Here is a 17,887-nt window from a genome sequence, read left to right on the forward strand (position 1 = left end):
ACGCAGAGCGTCACGACAGGCATTCCCACGCGGAGCGTGAGGAACGATCAGTGTAGAGCGACTAACGCAGGAAACCGCTAATGGACAAATTCGACCGGGCAATCCTCGACATCCTGCAAACCGACTGCACCCGCGCGGTGGCGGACATCGCCGAACGTATCGGCCTGGGCAGTACCGCGTGCTGGCGACGTATCCAGAAGCTGGAAGAGGCCGGCATCATCGACCGCCGGGTCGCGCTGCTCAATCCGCAACGGCTGAACGTCTCAGTCAGCGTCTTCGCCGCCATCCGCACCAACCAGCACAACGCCGCCTGGCTCGAACAGTTTCACGCCGCCGTCGGCGAGCTGCCTGAAGTAGTCGAGTGCTACCGCATGGCAGGCGACACCGACTACATGCTGCGCATCGTCGTAGCCGACATCGCAGGGTACGACGCGGTGTACAAACAACTGATCAGCATTCCCGGGATCAGCGACGTAAGCTCCAGCTTCGCCATGGAACAGATCAAATTCACCACCGGCCTGCCCTTGCAATACGCATCGTTTGGCGGCTGAGCACCGCCACGTTCATCGATTGAATCGAACCCTCAGCCCGATGCCACGTCCACTTTCTTTGGCAAACGAAAAAGGTGGCTGACATGACAACCGATCACATACTCACAAACAGCGTGCCCAAAGAAGACCCCGCCAGCCCGCAACTCGGCCAGTACGACCGTGAAGCAGACCCGGTCCTCGCCATGAATGCGAACAGACCCGGTGTCGGTTCGGAACGCGGCGACGAGGTCAAGAAACGCACGGAAGGCGACGAGGCTTACGAAGATGACGAGCCGGAAGTGTATTCGGATGACCCGGATATCGTCGCGGATGAGGGTGGTGGTGTTTCGCCGGGCTGAGGGAGCACAAATATGGCGCTAAGGTGATGTAACAGCTCAAACGTGTTCATATAAGGGACGTTGAGCTGTTCACAGAGGTTGGGGATGATGAATACGCCGACTCAAGGCCGAGAAGCAATCTCGTCCAGATGATTCAGCAGATCCAGCGGGTCCTCATAAACCCTTAACGCGCCAGCACGCTCAAGCTCGCCTATGTCATAGCCACCCGACAGCAGACCGACGCCGGTTGCCTTGCAGCGACGTGCCGCCAGCATGTCCCAGATCGCGTCCCCTATCACCAGACACTCGTCAATCGGAGCGTTTATCTTCTTTGCAGCCGCCAGAAACAGGTCGGGGTCAGGCTTGCCATAGCTCACGTCATCGCGCGTAACGATGTTGATCTTTTTGATGTCCAGTTTCAGCGCTTTCAGGTTGATCGTCGCCGTATCGATCCCGCCGCTGGTGGCGATGCACCACTTGAGGTTTTCCTTGTCGAGCGTCTCCAGCAACTCGACGGCGCCGGGCAATGCGATGATCTGTCCTTGCAGCCGCTCGTAAGCCTGAGCATGTTTCTCGCTGAGCCGTTCGGCTTGTTCTTCGCTGATGTTCAAGCCGGTTTCACGCGACAGTGATTTCAACATCAGTCCGCCGCTCATGCCGATCTTGCGGTGAATACGCCACATCGCAAGCGGGATTTCTTCTGCGTCCAGTGCTTCTTTCCAGGCGGCGACGTTTTGATAAACGCTGTCGGTCAGCGTGCCGTCCAGGTCGAAGATGAAGGAGGTTTGGGGTCTCATAGGGTTACTCTTTTTGAATTTGGATTGACCATCTGGCGAGGTTCGGGGCGTTGTGGTCGACACCTGTTCGGCGGTGTCGGAATGCGGCGATCATCAATGAAGCGAGGGCTGTACCGGGGCTTCGAATACGGCATTGCCAGATGGAGGGAAAGGGCTGGTTTTTTGAGGTCACACACTTTCGAGTACGTGATGGAATGGCGGTTCGATCTTTCGGGCGGGAGGGCGGCCTGGTAGCAGAAAAGCCTGATGGCTTTCCAGTCGGTTTGAAGACTCTCCAGCCGCGTTAACGCTGTACGTAACCCTCCACCAGCGCCTGAACCCGCGCTGCGTCCTCATGGGTAACCGGGTTATAAACAATCATCGACAGATCCGGCCGGCCATCCACTGCGAAACCCGAATACTCCAGCTCAATCAGCCCATGAACCGGATGCCTCAGGCGCTTGGTGCCTTCGCCCTGTAAACGCACATCGTTGTCGCGCCACAACGCAGCGAAATCAGCACTGAGCGTGCAGAGTTCGTCAGCGAGTTCACGGAGTTCCGAGGCGGCTCCGGCACGGGTCGCGTCGGCCCTGAATGCGGCGACTATGAAGCGCGCGACGGCCTGCCAGTCGTCCTGCTTTGCACGCGTGCCAGCATTGCAAAACATCAGGCGCAGGATGTTGCGCTGCTCTACGGGCAGCAGACTGTAGTCAGTAAATACGGCGGCAGCAGCGTTGTTCCAGGCCAGAACATCCCAGGTGGCGGTCTTGATAAAAGCAGGGCTGAACGCGAGCGTATCCAGAATACGCTGCAAGCGTGGCGATACGCCCTCGGGCGCGCTGTAGACCACTTCGGGCAGATGACCAAAAGCGAGCATGAACAGGTGTTGCCGCTCGGGCTCGGTCATCAGGAGGCTTTGCGCGATCCGGTCCAGAACCTGAGCAGACGGCGCGCCGCCGCGTCCTTGTTCCAGCCACGTGTACCACGTTGCGCTGATATTGGCGCGCTGGGCAACTTCTTCCCGACGCAAGCCTGGCGTGCGTCGACGCGTAGTGGAAAGCCCCAGACTCGCGGGGTCCAGACGCGCCCGACAGTCCTTCAAATACGTTCCCAGCGGGTTGGCCATGATGATCCTGTTGGTTTTTATACCCTGATAACGTCACGTCTTTTACGGGATAAACGTTACGCGCACTCTGCCGGCTTCAGCAAAGAGAGATTTGACTATGCGCATATTTATAACCGGCGCCACAGGTTTTATTGGCACTCGCGTCACTTGGGAACTGATCAACGCAGGCCATCAGGTAGTGGGGCTGGCACGTTCGGAAGCCGGGGATCGAGCTCTACTTGCCATGGGAGCCGATCCGCATCGCGGTGATATCGAAGACTTGTCCAGCCTTCAGCGTGGCGTGGAGAAGTGCGACGCGGTGATTCACACGGCGTTTGATCACAACTTCGCGCACTTCGTCGCCAACTGCCAGCACGACGCTCGCGTTATCGACGCATTGGGTTCTGCCCTGGCAGGCTCTGCGCGCCCGCTGGTGATCACCTCCAGCACGGCGATGGGCTCTTCAGCACCCGGGCAGGCCGCAGACGAAGACCACTTCGACGCAGCCCACCCCAACCCTCGCGTCGCATCGGAACTCGCCGGGCAGGCGCTGTTGCAACGTGGCGTCAACATAGTCGTCATGCGCCTCTCGCAAATTCATAACCCGGTCAAACAGGGCTTGGTCAGCGAAGTCATCAAACAGGCCAAGGAGAAAGGCTGCTCGGCCTATATCGACCAAGGCCTTAATCAGTGGTCCGCAGCGCACCTTGAAGACACGGCGCGCCTGTATCGCCTCGCTCTGGAGAAACATCAGCCGGGGGCTCGTTATCACGCGACTGCCGAATCAGGCATCACCTTCCGCCTGATTGCCGAAACCATCGGAGAACACCTCGGCCTGCCCACATTGGCCTTGCCCGCCCATGAAGCTGCCGCACACTTTGACTGGCTGTCGACATTTGTGGCCAAGGACATGAGCAGCCTGAGCCACAAGACACGCAAACGCTTGGACTGGCAGCCCAAGGGGCCAGGTTTGATTGAGGATTTGGAAGGTGTTTGAAGGGGTAGTGTCTGCAGGCGGAACAACTCTGCAATTGCAGATGATCATCGTGCCAATACTCTGCGTTGGCATGCAGTTCGTGACGCTCTGCGTCACACATCTACAGTCTGGCAACGCAGCCCAAGGACCCTACAGAATCGCGTGTAATCAGCGAGATTACTGGTGAGTATCCGCATTCTCAGCGGGATAAAACTCACCCTTGCTGCCCATCCTTTCCAGCCGCTCACGAACGAGCGCCTCGACGCTGGCCACTGCAGCCCGGTCGTCAGGGTTGACCAGTTGCAAGTGCAGGCGACTATTGTTCTGATCGTGGGTACCCTCGCTGAGCATGTCGTGTGTGACGACTTGTTCGCCACGCCACAGACATAGCTGAGTATGGGTATCACCAAGCCATATCTCTTTAACTGATCTGAGGTCAGTTTTAGCCAGTTGGTCCACGGTGATCGTCTTTTCCATTGCCTTGTCCATTGTGCTGTACCTTTTCAGTGAGCCGATACAGGTCTGACGAATAGCCGCCGCGGATCGTTCCCGGCGTCGGCTATTCCACCGCGCCAACGGTAATGAGTCGACGCAAGGATCAAGATCGATCAATCGGTAGTTGCACGCGGCAAAGCTTTATTTCTTCAGCCAGCCCTCAACAACATCGGCACCATGCTCCGCTTTCCACTCCTTCAAGACCTTGTGATTTCCACCCTTCGTCTCGATCACTTCACCGGTTTTCGGATGTTTATAAACCTTGAGTTCGCGCGGCTTACGCTTGCCCGCAGGCTTTTCAGCGGTCTGTCCGCGAGCCGAGGTCTGTGGGTCCAGCAGATTGATGATGTGCTTCAGGCTGAAGCCATAGTGCTCAAGCAGCTTGCGCAGCTTGGTTTCGAACTCGATTTCCTTCTTGAGCCCCTGGTCGCCCTTCATCGTCTCCAGTGCCTGGAGTTGCTCGGCGAGGTGCTTTTCCAGCTGGCGGTATTCTGCGAGTTTGGACATGGTGTTTTCCTTATAAACAGGTGTGCGTAGTTATTGAGAGAGATCGCGCCCGTTACAAGTTCAGCCTATTTTCCGCAGGTCGGTTGGCTTTCAATACGTTGGAGTAACACCATAAGCCGGATTGCCCGAGCTTCCGGTTATTTTCAAAAATGCGGTTTTTCGCGCACAGAATTAACAGCGGTTTTTGCCCATCTGTTCTGCAAGCCAGTGGAAAGTTTTGATTGGTCTATTTCCTGACGCAATAAAACGGCGACTCCATCTATTGAATGCGCGCCAGCGAAAAGCAAGAGCGGAAGGCGAGCGCTTTGACAGCGAACCAAGCCTGGTCGCGTTGAAAATGCAGGAGCAGTGAGCATCAATACCGCTCACTGTTCCTGCCTTGTAGGCGTCCAGGCAACTAAAGGTGGGAAGGGGAGCCCACACGCTAGCTGTTCAGGTGATATCAGCTCGCGAGGTCGACGGCGGTTTGACCCACGAGCGTCACGTCTGCCGTATCGGCAACCACCAGGTCGGCGTTGGTGAGCTCTCGCGTGTAGTCGAACCCTGCTAGCGTGACCTGGAACGCATGCCCATCGGCGCCTGGCTCGCTACTGCGCAGGTAGGTACGGTCGGTGTTTTCATCGTAGGTCATGCTCAAGGTGCCGTCGCGGCCGTTGCCAAAACCGGTCACGCCGAGCGCAGCGACGTCGAGCTTGTCCTGGCCCCAGATGAAATCAGTGATCAGGTCGCTGCTGCCCGCATGGCTGTCGGCGCTGCTAGTGAACACGAAACGGTCGTTGCCTGTGCCGCCGGTGAGCTTGTCCGCGCCCACCCCACCGGTCAGCACATCGTCACCGGCGTTACCCTCGAGGGTGTCGTTTCCGGCACCGCCGACGAGGGTATCGTTGCCCCAGTAACCATAAAGGGTGTCGGACTTGTCACCGCCTACCAGACTCACCGAGGTGATCGGCTGCGGAGTGGTCACAACCGTCGCATCACTGGGCGGGGCGAACAGCACAGTGCTGGCGTTGAGCTCATTGACATGGTTGCCACTGAGCAGAATTTCAAAGCGGTTACCGTTGGCATCGGCCTCTAATGATTTAAGCGCGGTGGCATCGCCGGCCAGGTTGAGGACCACCTTCAGCGTACCGTTGTAGCCGTTACCCAGCCCGGTGAAGCCCAAGGCGGACACGTCGATCATGTCATGGCCGTTGCCACTGAAGTCGGTGATCAGGTCGCGGCTGCTGTAGCTGCCACTGGCATCGTTGCGGTAACTGTCGCTGAGCCGGGTATACACGAAGCTGTCGGCACCCGCGCCGCCGCTCAGAGTGTCGCCGCCGGTGCCGCCGAACAGCCGATCATTGCCCGCACCCGCTTCGACGTTGTCGCGGCCAGCGCCGGCCCTCAGGGATTCGCTGGCGTCTGTGCCTTCGAGCAGATCGTTGTGCGAAGTGCCGTTGATCAGCGGCTGGAAGTTGGCATCGGTAACAAGGCCGCTACTGGCCAGGAACTGCACGGCAAAATGTTTACCATTACCGTCTCGCTCGTAGCTTTCCAAAAAGTAAATGCCGCGCAGAGGCTCGCTACGGATGTGCAAGGTATCGCCATAGCCATCGCCTAAATGGCTATAGCCCAAGGCCGACACGTCGAGGGTATCGTGGGCGGGGTCAAAATGGCTGATGGAATCGGTGTGCTCGCCTCCGCCATTGATATAGCTGTCGCCGATGCGGTCGAAGCGGAATACATCATTACCGGCGCCGCCGTCCATACCGTCGTATCCGGCACTGGAGACCATCACATCGTTGCCACCCCCGCTGACTAGCTGGTCGTTGCCGCCCCCACCCATCAGCAGTTCATTGGCCAGCCCACCACGTATGTAGTCGTTGCCAGGAGTGCCCTGCACGATGAGTTCAATCGGGTTATTGCTGACCTGGCTACTGGCGCTTTTGACCTGCAAATTCCCAAGCGCCGTAGGATTGGTGGCGTCCTTGATGTTGAATACCTGGGTCATGCCGTGCTCCTTACTTGCAGTTGGTCCACTGGGGTGGGGTATGACGCCAGTAATGCCGTCTCGTTGATAGCAATGGGCCTTATCCGACGAAGGGGTAGCGGCGGGGGCTTTCCGACCAAAACAGCCCGTTAGTGAGGACGGATAGCGACCTCATTCTCACAAGTAAAACAAGTCACCAAACAATAGGCTTGTCGTCCCAGGCCCAGAAGGTCCCGCTGTCGGCCGGTCCATGTGCGCCTACCACCTCAATGATGCGATCCGCCGAGAAAGCTGGTTCGAACAGTTGGCCTTCGGGCACGTTCGCCTGGAATGGCTGAGACAGCTCCGTGTCAGTCGTGCCTGGGTGTATTGCCAGGACAGTAGAGGCCGGGTTAAGGCGTTTCAATTCGATACTGGCCGTGTGCAGCAACTGGTTCAGCGCCGCTTTGCTGGCTCTGTAGCTGTACCAGCCACCCAGTCGGTTATCGCCAATAGAACCCACCCTCGCGGAGAGCGCCGCGAAGGTAGAAGGTTGTTTGCGCAATAACGGGAGTAGGTGTTTGAGCAGCAGGATCGGTGCAAAGGTGTTGGTCGCGAAACTCGCTTGCAGGCTCGCAAGTGTCAGTTGTGCCAGGCCCTTTTCTGCTTTCGCACCGTCCTGATGAAGAATGCCTAGCGTACTGATGACGAGGTGCAGATGCTCGCATCCATCAAGCGTCTCGCTCACGAGCGCTTCGAGGGATTGTTCATCACGCGCGTCGCAGTCGACGCGTTTGATGCGTTGGCCATATCGCTCCGCAAGCGTTGCCAGCTCTGTGGAAGTACTGGCTTTGCGCGCGACCGCCCATACCTGAGCTACATCATCGCGAGCAAGCAACGTTGCGCACAGTGCCAAGCCAATACCTCGGCTGGCTCCGCATATCAGCACGTTGGCCTCGCTGTTCAGTTCGGGTATCAAACTCATAAGGCACCTTGAGGAGCATGGTTGAAGTGTTTTTGACTTCTGTGGGGCAACTATAGCCTTACCGCTTCGCCAACAACCGCGCCAACCCAGCCGTCACCACAACAGCCAGCAAAACGGCAGTTGCGATAGACACAAGCGCACCCCATTGCACTATGGAGTACCTGAGGGTCAGGTAGAAACTCACCACCCCGACCGCGCCAATGGCATTGCCGCGGATTATCGCCGCCAGTTCATAACGCCCGCCTTGAACGTGGACGAACACTGCAAGCGGCCAGGCGATCACCGGGATCGGCGCCAGCAGCCCACTGACCACCGGCCCGAGCCAGGTAGCGCTTGCGGTAATCGCCAGCAGCAGAAGGGTGGCGGTCAGCATTCGCATCGGGATGACCCAGCGCGGCAGCGCCACGTATGACGCTACGTCCGGCGGTGTCTGTTTCGAGGTGGCAACGACGATCAGCGCAACCATCAGCAGCGTGACAATGATCGACAGCGCCAGTAAGCCCGACAGGTTCACCACAAAGGCCGTCGCGCCATACACCGCGAGCGCCAGCATGCATCCCGTCAACGCTGAAACGCGTCGAGTGACCAGAAAATAAAACAGGTAAGTCGCCTGAATCGCCGCCAGTCCGGCCAGTGCGCCGGGCACAGCCATCGAGGCGAACTGGGTGCCTTGCTCAAGGCTGAGAAACAGCATGACCAGCGCCGAGGTCATCGGCAGGCCGGAAAGCAGCCCTGCCACGCCGGTACCCCAGCGCTTTGCCGCCAATGAAATAGCCAGCATCAGCGCGGGGGTGATGAGTAACTTGAGGTAGAAGGCCGTCATGCAGAAAACTTCACATCCGAAAGTGGGCTGAATGCTAAACCTTTTGGCGGTGGGTAACGATGCATGTCAGCGCTTACTCCATCGCTCGACAGCGCATCCGCCAATCGCCAGAAACAGAAAAGCCCGGCGAACCGGGCTTTCTGAAACCGAGCGGTGCTTACTTAGCCGTTTTCAGCTTGATCACGTCACCAGAAACGGTAGTGGTGTAGCCGTTCAGGACCCAGGCCCAGAACCACTTCTCCTGCACTTGGGTATTGATCAGCGCATCGCCACCCTTGGCCTGAATGGCGCTGTTCTGCGCACGAACGAAACGGTCGTTCTGACGAATCGGGATCAGACCGAACAGCATCAGGCCGGTGGCGCTTGCTTCACTGTGACCGACGACGGTGTATTGGCTGCTGTCGTATTGCGGGGTTTTCATAGGGGTGCCGGTGCAACCCGCCAGAACCAGACCACATACTGCTGCGGCGACAACTTTACTAACTGACTTCAAGATAAAACTCCATGGAAAAACCCGGATCCACGTCTCGGGCGGCGGTACTTTACTCGCAGGGTTCATGCTTGAGGTAATTTTTTGAAATTGCCTCACAGCGCGCTCACGACCGAGCATCCGCCAACTCCGAGAGTGGCTGTTTCCGGTTGTAGCGGGGCGCTCCACCTCCAAGATATTCAGCACGCCTGCAAAAGTATTAACGCAGCAGGCGGAAGGTCTCACGCACATGCCCGGTGAGCGTTTTCGGGTTTTCCATGGCCGCGAAGTGGCCGCCGTGCTCGGCTTCCGCGAAGAACCGCAGGTCGTCAAAACGCGCCTGCGCCCAGCGCTGTGACAGGCGCAGCAGCTCGCCCGGGAACATGCTTACGCCGGCAGGGATCGGCATCGCGGGGGCAGGGCCTTGCTGTTGCATTTCGCGCATACCTTCCCAATAGAAACGCACCGAGCTGGGACCGGAATTCGGCAACCAGTACAGCATGATGTCGTCGATCAGCGCATCGAGCTCGATTATCCGCTCAGGCTCGCCGCCACTGTCGGAGGCATCCTGAAACAGTGCATACACCCACGCCGCCAGGCCAACGGGCGAATCCGCCAGGGCGAAGCCCACTGACTGCGGCCGGGTGCTGTGCACTTTCATGTAACCGGAAAGCTCTCGGTCGTAGCGCTGCGCGTCGGCCAACATGCGCTGTTCTTCAGGCGTGGCCTGGGCGATTTCCGCCTCGGTGGGTTGGTACATGACCATATTCAGGTGAATGCCGATCAGGCCAGGCGGGCGCATGTGCCCAAGGGCGGTGGTCACGGCCGCGCCCCAATCCCCACCCTGAGCGGCCCAGCGCTGGCCATAGCCCAAACGGTCCATCAACTGTGCCCAGGCCGCCGCCGTTTTGCCCACGCCCCAGCCTGTAGAACGCGGCTTATCACTGAAACCAAAGCCCGGTAGCGCCGGGATCACCAAATGGAACGCATCGCTGGCCTGCCCACCGTGTGCAACAGGGTCGGTGAGTGGCCCGATCATCTTCCTGAACTCAAGAATCGAGCCCGGCCAACCGTGGGTCATCAGCAAGGGCAAGGCGTCACGATGAGGCGAGCGGATGTGCAGAAAGTGAATACCAAGGTCGTCGATCTCGACTCGGCTGCTGTTCCACTGATTGAGTTGGGCTTCGGTGGCCCGCCAGTCATAGCCATTACGCCAGCGCTCGACCAACGCACGCAGACGCTCGAGCCGTGGTCCCTGACTGTTGTCGGACACGGTTTCGGGGTCAGGCCAGCGGGTTTGCGCAAGGCGCTGAGCCAGATCGTCGAGTTGCGACTGGGGGACTTGAAGAGGAAAAGGCTCGATAAGGTAGGTCATTGGTTGCTCCCTTGCACATGGGTACGGGCCAGCGTGTCACGCACGGATGCCCATTCACGTTGGCCATAGCGGTCGTTATCCAGATTGAGCAGCTTGCCGCGCCCGCTCATCATGTCGCGCAGGTATTGCATGCCCTGCCAGGCCGGGAACGGCTTGTCACTGGCAGGCGTGAGCGCGCGCACCACGCCGATGAGGGTGGACAGCGTGCCGATATTGCCGGGGCGCAGGGTGCGGTAACGCTGCCCGGTCAGCTCGGTGAGGAGGCTGGCGATCTGCGCAGGCGACAGACTGTTACCGGCAATGCGCAGAAAGCGCGGCGTGTGAGAATCCAGCGCGGCATCGGCGGTGAAGGCGGCTACGTCGTCCTTGGCCGTGAAGTCCAGCGGCTGTTGTGCATCACCGAAATGCAGCACCCGCCGTCCGGGCAGCACGATAGGTGCGTCGCCTTCGAGCAGTTCCAGAAAGCCTCCGTTGAGGATCGAGGTCACGTTGATGTCGGCCGCATCGAGCTGGGTAACGAAGCGCCGACGAAGGTCCAGGTTGCGGTTATCGCCAGGCCGGGTACGGGTGTAGTCGAGCGAATAATCCGAGGGAATGAACCTGGGCACGCCAGCCGCCACCGCAGCCTCCAACAGCCTGCCCTGCTGCTCGATAATCACCTCTTCCAGGCCGTTGAGCGTAGACACCACACAACCCGAGCCGGCAATAGCACGGCGCAGGCCCTGAGCGTCATCCAGTGAAACAGGCGTGATCGTCGTGGTGCTGTTGCGCAGGCCATTCAGCCGGACTGGCTCAGTACCAGGCCGAACCAGCGCTATGACATGGGCACCGCGCTCTGCCAAGGCCCGCACGACGCGGTGGCCCAGATCTCCCGTAGCGCCAGCAACCACAATGGGTAAAGCAGTCACGTCATTCACAAGCGCTTCCTTGGTCGTTATGAATAGGTAGAAACAGCGTTCACCTGCTTCCATTTAACTGAACGTTACCGTTTAGTTGACGAACAAACAAGCGGGCTGTAAGTTGCCGGCCATGACAGCGATCAAGACCAAATCCAAAGGGGGCAGGCCCAGGCAAGACCAGGCGGGCGAGGCCGAGCGTCGATTGCTGGATGCCGCCCTGCATCGCTTTCTGGCCTGCGGTTTCGAAGGCACCTCATGCGAAGACATCGCCCGCGCCGCAGGTGCCAGCAAAGCCACCCTCTATGCGCGTTACGCCAACAAAGAAGCGCTGTTCGAAGCCGTGGTGCGACGCCACGTAGCCACCTTGCTGGTGCCCGCCGAAACAACTCCCGCGCTCCCACTCGAAGGCCGCCTGCGGCACGTGGGCCACGGCATCCTCGAACACGCGCTGCAAGCCGATACCCTGGCCATGATGCGCATGGTGATCGCCACCTCTAACCGCACCCCGCTGCTGGCGGCTGAGGTCAACCGCATCGGGTGGGAAGGCGGTTTCATCAGAGTACGTTCGGCGATATTGTCAGGCCCGGACCAGCCCAAGGATCCTGATGCACTGGCTCGCCAATTCATCGATCTGGTGTTCGCTCCCCATCAGCTTAGAGCGCTGTTGGGGGAGGATCGGGGGGTGTTGATTCAGGGTATTCCGGAGCGGGTGGAATGGGGGGTGAGGATGGTTGGAGGTGCTGGGTTGTTGGGGTGAGGGGTTGGGTTTTAACTGTTTGTGAGGCAATGGGCCTAGGCTGTGAAGCCCTCGTGGGGGCTTTGACTCAGGAGGCCTGCCACTGGCCATTACCCAGGCGTCGTTTGAACTGGAGGCTGTGATGCCCGGTTTATAAGGGTGCGGCAGGTAGTATTTTGGTTAGGCATACATGTGGGCATACAAGGTGCATCGCGCTGCTGCCTTTAACGTTCTTTGAAATGCTCGATTGTTAGTCAACGTGACGCACGGTTGTGGGCTCGTCCTGATGATTCTCTAGCACGGCATATCCACCTCTCTTCGTAACAAGAGAAATGAGCTGCGAGGATTCGCCTCCATCAATGGAAATGCGAACCTCCAGACTCTGATCCTCGAACGAACGAAGCTCTTCTATCAACTGTGCGACGGTTTTGCCGCGACCGATCCATTCTGGGGTCATAAATATTCCAACTGAAGGTATGCGCTGGTGGGGATATCAGCTGTTAAGCGAAGGCTTTACCGGGGCTCACAGGATTTGGTGGGAAAAATACCATTATCCTCGGCCCACTTTCCGTACGCGCTCGCACCCATATTCACAAAATCTGGAAAAGCACCGATCTTGACAGATTGAAAATAGGAGAGGCAATGGCTCCAGTCGGAGTCGATCGGATCGTCCACGACCCAGCACTCGTAACCTAACGACTTCCAGTCAAGGTTATGGTCTGAGTTGGATGCCCGCAGGAGTTCCTCTGCAATACGCTCTGCCCATGCAATTGCTTCACCTGCAGTGGCAGCCTCGACGTAAATGCCTGTAGATGACTCGCAGTCTTCAATGATGCCTTTTTGAAACAACGCCCAGCGTTCGGGCTCGTGGTAGGTAAATCCTATGAGGAATTTATTCATGTCGAATCCTTGAGGTGCTGTCACTGCCAGCAACGTTACCGTGCTTTCGCGGACCTCAGTAATCGGGTAAAGCTGGAAATCGCGAGATGTATGTCATCTTGGGTATCTCCGTCCCACTCCTCCACCGTTTCCAGCTCTGCTCGTAACCTGGCAATACGCTGTTCGATCTCTTCGACTTCTGGAGCTCCACATTGCCTGGCGATTGCCTGCCAACCTTCATCAGAGATTTTTTCCTGCGCAGATAAACCGAACCGGGCATTCACAATTAGATTCTGGAGGTTACTCATCTGAGATCTCGGCTGGGTTGTAGAAGGCGCTGGGGACCCTGAGGATATCCTGAGGACACGGGGTCGGAAACCCGCGTGGATTTGGTAGCTGCTGATCGGTTGACGTTGGTTGACAGTTGACAGGTTGGCGGCAGCAGATCAGTAGCTGAAGGAATGGACATCCGGGTTCACCACCTGATTGGGTGAGTTCACCGGGTTCATCAGTTCACTAAGCTGTGAAAACGTCGGCTACTCAAGATGCGCGGGTTCCCTGCCCCGTATGCCGCAGAGATTCTCAGGGGCCCCGCCCCCTGCTGACAAGCTCGCGCTGGAGGAGTCCGTTTTGCTGGGGCGTGGGGGGCAGGTGTCTATCGAACGCGTGTTACTAGTATTACGAATCTATCTAAGCTACTGAAATATAAGAATAAGTTACACATAACACCGCTTCGAAAGATGTTGTTTTAGTTATGTTACAGTGGTAAACCGTGTAACGTCGTTGTCGTTTATTCCGGCCTTGGCCGTACGAAATCGGCCAGTAGCGGGCCCTAACGTTTCGTCCTGACGCGGCTTTTTTCATTCAGTACTACCTTTTTGTCAAACCACCGCCGCCTCAAGGAATAGGGATGTTTAATCTGTTGGTAGCAGGCCATAGTGAGATGTGGGAGACGCAGCCGTACTCAATAAGTTTGGCGCGATTTAAGGAATATAGCGGCCACGAGGCCGTGGCTATAGACCCAGCTCGCCCTGAGTCGCTGCGTCGCCTTGAAACTGTGCCTGCTCTGCTAATGTATGAGGTTGGAGCTGGTGGCCCACATGCGCGGGTGGTTCGACATGGGCGTATAACCAACATAGTTCGAAGAGGAAGTGAACTAACCTTTGCTTTTGAGCTCGACGAAAACCACGCCTACCTAGACAGATCACAGGTGCTGAGCATGTCCGATCAGATGGGCATGGATCAATTTGAGCAACACCGAACCCATTGGGCGGTAAAGGATGGCAACCTGCCTCCTGATCTTATTGCGACTGGAACTCCTGAGCGTGTGGAGAGACTAGTCACGGCGGTCGCCGCGGAATATACCGAAGCAAAACGCGAGGGCTCACGTGCGGCTGCTGATCTCAAAGAGGAGCTTGCGGGCTTTCCAACTTCGTTCGAGAAAGCAATGGCTTTGCTTCCCGCGAGGATTGTTCGAAACCCGACGCCGGAGCTCTTCCCAATACTTGGTATTGAGCCGAGAACAGCGGAAGGGCGAAGGGCATTGGTTGCAGTGCTCCAGCGTGACGCAGCAGGACGAGGTCTGCCTGAGGAATGGTCATTCTCTCTCGCGTGGTTCCTAAGCCTTTATGGTAGCGCAACAGAGCGAGAACGGCTTGATGCAGCACTACTAGACTGCGCTCAACGCTTGATCGAGCTTGGAGGCGAAGAGGATCGGGATGGTTTGGTTGAGGACATTGGTTACACGCTTTGGCGGTGTTGTCAAAGCCGGATGCTTATTGGACGACTCCGCAGGGAAACAGCTGTTCTTACCGAACGTCTAATTCGACGACAAGATCAGTCTGGCTGTTGGATGGCTGATCTGCGTGAGACCAAAGGCGTCCGTGCCACCGCATATGCCACTGTCGCTTTGCAGCGATTAGGCGATGACCGATATCACGATGCAATTCGAAGGGCTGTAGCCTGGCTGCTCACTAAGATCCTACCGAATTGTCAGGCTTTTCCACGAAATGAGGGCGATCAGGATGCTGATCTAATCAGCACTGTTATGTCGTTAGAGGCGATTCGAAGATCTGATCAAGCAGGCGAAGTTCCGCACGTACTAGAAGCCGGTGAGTCCTGGTTGGTGGCTCAGCAAACGGATCTAGGAGGCTGGGATGCTGAGCCTTGGCCTGAGGGTTTCACTGTGGGCGTCATCTTGGGCTACCTAACCAATAGGGCTCAGATGCTTGCGCAAGTTGACGGCTTTCTGTTGATGGCTAGGGACTTCTTTAGGAAGGCCGAAGAGCTCCAACTGGAGGGAGGCGCAAATAACCGTAGGCTTGCTGCCATTGCGACAGTGCACGCCGTCGAGATGTTTCTCTATGGATTATTCGAGCGACGTGAGGATCTGGCTCTTTCCGCATTCAAAGAAAACGGCACAGAGACTCTCGGCCCCAGAGAGGCCCTCCGAGCATTACAGGATGCGCTGCAGCGAATTGGAGTGATAATGCCACCTCAGCGCTTACCACACCGCGACAGGCTCAGCTCTTTAGTTGGTCGGCGCGATGGCATCATACATCGCGCTCATGAGGTAAGCGAAGCTGAACTGTCTGAGGGGATGCGAGATGCACGCGGTTTTATAGACCGTTTCGCCAGACAGCTACTTAACCTGGATCTACTCCAGTAGGATACTGAGGTATCTACCAATTTGTTAAAGGGCCGAGAGTGGCTGCTCATGGTCGAAAGCAGCCTTTATCATCCGTCCGTTTTCGGTCGCTAGGGTTAGGCATCGCAGAGACTGCGTAGACCTGTTCAATATCACATTCTGGTGAATGAGAGTGTAGTGGTCTGGTAGACCGGGCCGCAAGTGAAGTATAAGATCAAAGATGACAGTTTTTAAACTTCTTGCCGCTACCACAAGGGCACTTTTCATTGCGCCCAGTCTTTTTCGACTTTGGTAGAAACCCTTTCGGGCCAGTTAGTTTTGGATCGGTGCTGGATCGCATTCCTGCGGTTTTATTATCCATATCAATGGATCTTTTCCAAGTGAAGTCAAGGATTGTTCCGCACTGGAAATTCCCCGCTGGATCGACGCAAATTCCGTACCATTTATTTACCTTGGTACGATACTTTCTTTTTTCGCAATGTGCTTGCAGGCGGTGTAATGAGCTACTGTCTGTGATTGCATTACAGTGGAAAGTTACGCCAGAATTTTGTTGAATGGAACCCAAAGTGAAATCATGGCATTGCCCATCAACACTGGTTTTGGTAGTGATCAGCTTTAAACCACTGTCAATAGCACGACAGGAGTCCTCATCGTAAGCAAGTAGATCAAAGCCAAGGTCAATAAGCTTAGAGTCCTCCGCTTGTTCAATTTGCGAGATTACGGATTCAAATAGAGTGCCAGAAAATCTAGTCAGAATCCCATCTGGGGTGTCAGCCCCTGGAGTGTTATCGCGGCGCACTGACATTGCGATTTCTAGATCCACGGCTATATCGTCTTCAAGCATAACGAAATTTACTTCGTTTTCTTTAGAAAAATTGCACTTTAGGTGATACGCAAGTGCCGTGAGTTCGTGGCTCATGAGAAAATTGGAAAGATGCTCTACTCGTACCCTAATATAGCCTAATAGTCTTAGTGGGGTGCTAAGCATCTCTGTGAGGGCGTCAAGAAGGAATACGTCCATTACGAATGGAGGTCTAATATGTTCGTCTTTATAAAATTTTAAAAATTGGCTTGATTGAAAGCTCAAGGCTGGATAGTGATCGGATATAAGGTTAATTATTAGAATGTCTTTTGGGTTTTCTGATATTTTTAATTCCGTCCCGTCGGGAAGAGTCAAACGAAGATCCGGCTCCTTCATGGCCTCAGCGCAGAGCCACGCCTGATCATAAGAATTTTGTATCGCCTTTTTGAAATCGTCTCGAAGTAGGCCGTCGTTGCCCTTGCGAGCCCCCATCGTTAGTCGCTTGGATTTTGCTTGCAGAATAATTAATCGATCCCCGTACACAACCAGAGTGTCAATTTCTCCTAGTCTATCTTTGCGTTTGCCCTTCCAGACGTCTACGTTGTTGAATACTCGGCTTTGGCCAAAAACCTTTGCAAGCCGGTCATGGGCGAAGTCTTCGGTAAAATCACCCCTGTTTTCAGATGCTATGGCTCTGTATGCGTCATCCTGGTTCATCCAGTAAAATGGTGACTCATAAAGCGATTCGACTAGTGCGTAGTATTGGATAAGTACTAACGAACCGTCGTTCAAGGGTATGATTGGGGTCGCTTTAGCAGCGTTAAAATCGTTGACGCCTGCAAAGCTCGAATCTTTTTTCTGCAAAGTGAAGGCGGCTATCACCGACTTGGTTGTTTCTAAGCTAATTCCGCTTGATGCTGAGATTGCCTCAGGGTTCAGTTTATAGCCGTCCAGCCATCGACTTGGGATCAGTTCGTCTCGCTGTAACTCCATTATAGATAATAGAGCTTCGTTCTGTAAAATACCTACTGCATGCACAACTGCTGTAGCTGATCTAATATCAAATCCTTTATTCCTGCAGAGCCATTCATCATCAGCGGAGTATTTAGCTATGGAAAAGTCTCGATACTGATGCGCGTAAGCAGATTCACCACTGTAAAAAATAGGCTCACGCATAGGAAATGAGGATTCAATGATCTCCGTTGAGTCAAACGGCGGTTCGTCATCTGGTGAGTCGCTTGTTGGGTTTTTGAAAAATGAGGCGTGTAACTCCTCCATCAATGAGTATGTCTGAGATATATATTTATCGATTGTTTCGGTGGTCGGCGCTTCTAAGGTTATTTCGGTATCGGTAAGTAAGCCAAGCAGGACCATTATCTCATTGTATATCAATCTGTGTCTGACGAATAAGTGCTGCATATCTTCGGCTTTCATTTTCTCATTGAAAATGATTGTGGTGTCTTTCAGGCTTATAAAGGCAAGGGCATTTATATATCCTGTCTGCGAGCATAGCTTTTGAAGCTTCGTGAATACTTCTTGTTCTGAACAAGAAATTTTTAGCTGAGGGCTAGTCATGTGTACATCCTTGTTGATGTCA

Annotated in this window: 18 protein-coding genes and 1 pseudogene; 5 read left to right on the plus strand and 14 right to left on the minus strand. The window is 55.8% G+C overall.

The window, feature by feature from the left end; all coding sequences use genetic code 11:
- The first annotated feature begins 80 nt into the window (after nt 1-80).
- Complete coding sequence (locus AO388_RS19685; RefSeq protein ID WP_003435089.1) at nt 81-551, plus strand: Lrp/AsnC family transcriptional regulator; 471 nt, start codon at nt 81-83, stop codon at nt 549-551.
- Between the two features lie 83 nt (nt 552-634).
- Nucleotides 635-889: a hypothetical protein gene (locus tag AO388_RS19690; protein WP_003367627.1), complete on the plus strand. Its 255-nt coding sequence runs from the start codon at nt 635-637 to the stop codon at nt 887-889.
- On the opposite strand, the pseudogene AO388_RS29695 reads toward AO388_RS19690, so the two are convergent.
- The 3 genes and pseudogenes from AO388_RS29695 to AO388_RS19700 all read right to left on the minus strand — a co-directional run.
- Nucleotides 808-981 (minus strand): annotated as a pseudogene (locus AO388_RS29695) (DUF4411 family protein); the annotation flags it as partial. The gene AO388_RS19690 and the pseudogene AO388_RS29695 overlap by 82 nt on opposite strands.
- A 9-nt stretch (nt 982-990) precedes the next feature.
- The gene (locus tag AO388_RS19695) at nt 991-1,665 is read right to left on the minus strand and encodes an HAD family hydrolase (RefSeq protein ID WP_003435091.1); all 675 of its coding nucleotides are present in this window, start codon (nt 1,663-1,665) and stop codon (nt 991-993) included.
- A gap of 283 nt (nt 1,666-1,948) precedes the next feature.
- Nucleotides 1,949-2,770 carry a helix-turn-helix transcriptional regulator gene (locus tag AO388_RS19700; protein ID WP_003367631.1) on the minus strand — a complete coding sequence of 274 codons (822 nt, stop codon included), beginning with the start codon at nt 2,768-2,770 and terminating at the stop codon, nt 1,949-1,951.
- A 97-nt stretch (nt 2,771-2,867) separates the two neighbouring features.
- Here AO388_RS19700 and AO388_RS19705 point away from each other — a divergent pair, with 97 nt between their 5' ends.
- On the plus strand, nt 2,868-3,746 hold the full coding sequence (locus AO388_RS19705) for an SDR family oxidoreductase (RefSeq protein ID WP_058416965.1): 879 nt from the start codon (nt 2,868-2,870) through the stop codon (nt 3,744-3,746).
- 156 nt (nt 3,747-3,902) lie between these two features.
- Here the strand turns inward: AO388_RS19705 and AO388_RS19710 are convergent, their stop codons facing one another.
- From AO388_RS19710 to AO388_RS19745, 8 genes are all read right to left on the minus strand, one after another.
- Entirely contained in the window at nt 3,903-4,202 is a 300-nt protein-coding gene (locus AO388_RS19710; protein ID WP_002555839.1) for a hypothetical protein, read from the minus strand.
- A 159-nt stretch (nt 4,203-4,361) separates the two neighbouring features.
- Nucleotides 4,362-4,727: a histone-like nucleoid-structuring protein, MvaT/MvaU family gene (locus tag AO388_RS19715; protein ID WP_003435103.1), complete on the minus strand. Its 366-nt coding sequence runs from the start codon at nt 4,725-4,727 to the stop codon at nt 4,362-4,364.
- Nucleotides 4,728-5,169: 442 nt separating this feature from the next.
- The gene (locus tag AO388_RS19720; protein ID WP_054082325.1) at nt 5,170-6,717 is read right to left on the minus strand and encodes a M10 family metallopeptidase C-terminal domain-containing protein; all 1,548 of its coding nucleotides are present in this window, start codon (nt 6,715-6,717) and stop codon (nt 5,170-5,172) included.
- 172 nt (nt 6,718-6,889) lie between these two features.
- Nucleotides 6,890-7,660, minus strand: coding sequence for an SDR family NAD(P)-dependent oxidoreductase (locus AO388_RS19725; RefSeq protein ID WP_058416966.1), 771 nt, complete (start codon nt 7,658-7,660; stop codon nt 6,890-6,892).
- A 58-nt stretch (nt 7,661-7,718) separates the two neighbouring features.
- Nucleotides 7,719-8,483 (minus strand): hypothetical protein, encoded by a 765-nt coding sequence (locus AO388_RS19730; RefSeq protein ID WP_058416967.1) that lies wholly within the window; start codon nt 8,481-8,483, stop codon nt 7,719-7,721.
- A gap of 157 nt (nt 8,484-8,640) precedes the next feature.
- Nucleotides 8,641-8,976 carry a hypothetical protein gene (locus AO388_RS19735; protein ID WP_016566852.1) on the minus strand — a complete coding sequence of 112 codons (336 nt, stop codon included), beginning with the start codon at nt 8,974-8,976 and terminating at the stop codon, nt 8,641-8,643.
- A gap of 196 nt (nt 8,977-9,172) precedes the next feature.
- A complete protein-coding gene (locus AO388_RS19740) occupies nt 9,173-10,327 on the minus strand; it encodes an epoxide hydrolase family protein (RefSeq protein WP_058416968.1) in 1,155 nt (384 codons plus the stop codon).
- A complete protein-coding gene (locus AO388_RS19745; RefSeq protein WP_058416969.1) occupies nt 10,324-11,244 on the minus strand; it encodes an NmrA family NAD(P)-binding protein in 921 nt (306 codons plus the stop codon). Before AO388_RS19745 ends, AO388_RS19740 begins: the two co-directional genes overlap by 4 nt.
- A gap of 112 nt (nt 11,245-11,356) precedes the next feature.
- Between AO388_RS19745 and AO388_RS19750 the strand changes: the two genes are divergently transcribed.
- A complete protein-coding gene (locus AO388_RS19750; RefSeq protein ID WP_058416970.1) occupies nt 11,357-11,983 on the plus strand; it encodes a TetR/AcrR family transcriptional regulator in 627 nt (208 codons plus the stop codon).
- Nucleotides 11,984-12,475: 492 nt separating this feature from the next.
- Here AO388_RS19750 and AO388_RS19760 read toward each other — a convergent pair whose 3' ends face one another.
- Nucleotides 12,476-12,862: a hypothetical protein gene (locus AO388_RS19760; protein ID WP_058416971.1), complete on the minus strand. Its 387-nt coding sequence runs from the start codon at nt 12,860-12,862 to the stop codon at nt 12,476-12,478.
- A 35-nt stretch (nt 12,863-12,897) separates the two neighbouring features.
- On the minus strand, nt 12,898-13,149 hold the full coding sequence (locus AO388_RS19765; protein WP_058416972.1) for a hypothetical protein: 252 nt from the start codon (nt 13,147-13,149) through the stop codon (nt 12,898-12,900).
- A gap of 911 nt (nt 13,150-14,060) precedes the next feature.
- Here AO388_RS19765 and AO388_RS19770 point away from each other — a divergent pair.
- Nucleotides 14,061-15,509, plus strand: coding sequence for a hypothetical protein (locus AO388_RS19770; RefSeq protein ID WP_153003998.1), 1,449 nt, complete (start codon nt 14,061-14,063; stop codon nt 15,507-15,509).
- A 193-nt stretch (nt 15,510-15,702) separates the two neighbouring features.
- On the opposite strand, the gene AO388_RS19775 is transcribed toward AO388_RS19770, so the two are convergent.
- Nucleotides 15,703-17,865 (minus strand): nuclease-related domain-containing protein, encoded by a 2,163-nt coding sequence (locus AO388_RS19775; protein ID WP_063613813.1) that lies wholly within the window; start codon nt 17,863-17,865, stop codon nt 15,703-15,705.
- Nucleotides 17,866-17,887 lie beyond the last annotated feature (22 nt).

Origin of the sequence: Pseudomonas sp. ICMP 10191 (genome assembly GCF_001467335.1) — a bacterium.
In the GTDB taxonomy this organism is placed as follows: domain Bacteria; phylum Pseudomonadota; class Gammaproteobacteria; order Pseudomonadales; family Pseudomonadaceae; genus Aquipseudomonas; species Aquipseudomonas cerasi.

Excerpts from the sequence above, each read along its gene's own strand:
- AO388_RS19685 (WP_003435089.1), top strand. The coding sequence starts at position 81 with ATGGACAAATTCGACCGGGCAATCCTCGACATCCTGCAAACCGACTGC.
- AO388_RS19690 (WP_003367627.1), top strand. The coding sequence starts at position 635 with ATGACAACCGATCACATACTCACAAACAGCGTGCCCAAAGAAGACCCC.
- AO388_RS19695 (WP_003435091.1), bottom strand. The coding sequence starts at position 1,665 with ATGAGACCCCAAACCTCCTTCATCTTCGACCTGGACGGCACGCTGACC.
- AO388_RS19700 (WP_003367631.1), bottom strand. The coding sequence starts at position 2,770 with ATGGCCAACCCGCTGGGAACGTATTTGAAGGACTGTCGGGCGCGTCTG.
- AO388_RS19705 (WP_058416965.1), top strand. The coding sequence starts at position 2,868 with ATGCGCATATTTATAACCGGCGCCACAGGTTTTATTGGCACTCGCGTC.
- AO388_RS19710 (WP_002555839.1), bottom strand. The coding sequence starts at position 4,202 with ATGGAAAAGACGATCACCGTGGACCAACTGGCTAAAACTGACCTCAGA.
- AO388_RS19715 (WP_003435103.1), bottom strand. The coding sequence starts at position 4,727 with ATGTCCAAACTCGCAGAATACCGCCAGCTGGAAAAGCACCTCGCCGAG.
- AO388_RS19720 (WP_054082325.1), bottom strand. The coding sequence starts at position 6,717 with ATGACCCAGGTATTCAACATCAAGGACGCCACCAATCCTACGGCGCTT.
- AO388_RS19725 (WP_058416966.1), bottom strand. The coding sequence starts at position 7,660 with ATGAGTTTGATACCCGAACTGAACAGCGAGGCCAACGTGCTGATATGC.
- AO388_RS19730 (WP_058416967.1), bottom strand. The coding sequence starts at position 8,483 with ATGACGGCCTTCTACCTCAAGTTACTCATCACCCCCGCGCTGATGCTG.
- AO388_RS19740 (WP_058416968.1), bottom strand. The coding sequence starts at position 10,327 with ATGACCTACCTTATCGAGCCTTTTCCTCTTCAAGTCCCCCAGTCGCAA.
- AO388_RS19750 (WP_058416970.1), top strand. The coding sequence starts at position 11,357 with ATGACAGCGATCAAGACCAAATCCAAAGGGGGCAGGCCCAGGCAAGAC.
- AO388_RS19760 (WP_058416971.1), bottom strand. The coding sequence starts at position 12,862 with ATGAATAAATTCCTCATAGGATTTACCTACCACGAGCCCGAACGCTGG.
- AO388_RS19765 (WP_058416972.1), bottom strand. The coding sequence starts at position 13,149 with ATGAGTAACCTCCAGAATCTAATTGTGAATGCCCGGTTCGGTTTATCT.
- AO388_RS19770 (WP_153003998.1), top strand. The coding sequence starts at position 14,061 with ATGTCCGATCAGATGGGCATGGATCAATTTGAGCAACACCGAACCCAT.
- AO388_RS19775 (WP_063613813.1), bottom strand. The coding sequence starts at position 17,865 with ATGACTAGCCCTCAGCTAAAAATTTCTTGTTCAGAACAAGAAGTATTC.